General features: G+C 67.2%; 2 pseudogenes. One reads left to right on the forward strand and one right to left on the reverse strand.

The window, feature by feature from the left end:
* Positions 1–230 (reverse strand): annotated as a pseudogene (locus tag CCN42_RS40440) (hypothetical protein); the annotation flags it as partial.
* Between the two features lie 111 nt (positions 231–341).
* Here CCN42_RS40440 and CCN42_RS40445 point away from each other — a divergent pair.
* Positions 342–659 (forward strand): annotated as a pseudogene (locus CCN42_RS40445) (helix-turn-helix domain-containing protein); the annotation flags it as partial.
* Positions 660–679 lie beyond the last annotated feature (20 nt).

The raw sequence follows: 679 nt of genomic DNA on the forward strand, positions 1-679 counted from the left end.
ATCAAAGAGACACGCGCTAGCGCGGCTGCTCCGCCGATCTGATAAATTCCGAACGCGACCGAGAACGCCACCGGCATCCCGGTGGCGGAGCCCAGCGACCCCGCGGCCGCGATCAGCACGACACCCATCACGGCGGTACTCACGCTGTCCACGCGCAGCACCAGGCGCAGGAGCCGAGCCGCGTCCAGCGGGGGCGCGGCCGTGTCGGTCGTGGGCGGGGTGTGTGTCATCGCGCATCTCCTCCTCGTCGATCGGTGATCCCACCGTGGCACCCCCCGGGTCGCGGACTCCATGACCTCACAGGTCATGGCCGGTGTTCGGGTACTGGCTACGGTGGAGCTATGGAGACGGATGACTTGCCCCGCGTTGGTCTGCTACTGCGTGACTGGCGGCAGCGCAGAAAGCTCAGCCAACTCGATCTTGCCCTCAAGGCGGGCACCTCAATGCGGCATCTGTCTTGTGTGGAGACGGGCCGTGCCCGGCCCAGCCGGGAGATGGTGCTCCGGCTCGCCGAACACCTCGACGTACCTCTGCGCGACCGCAACGGCCTGCTCTTGGCAGCCGGTTATGCCCCCGCGTATCGCGAGACACCGCTGGGCAGCGCCCGGATGACGATGGTGCGGGCCGCGTTGAAAACCATGCTGGCCGGCCACGAGCCTTAGACGTCATTTCACTTGGC

It is taken from the genome of Streptomyces glaucescens (assembly GCF_002154375.1).
Lineage (GTDB): Bacteria > Actinomycetota > Actinomycetes > Streptomycetales > Streptomycetaceae > Streptomyces > Streptomyces glaucescens.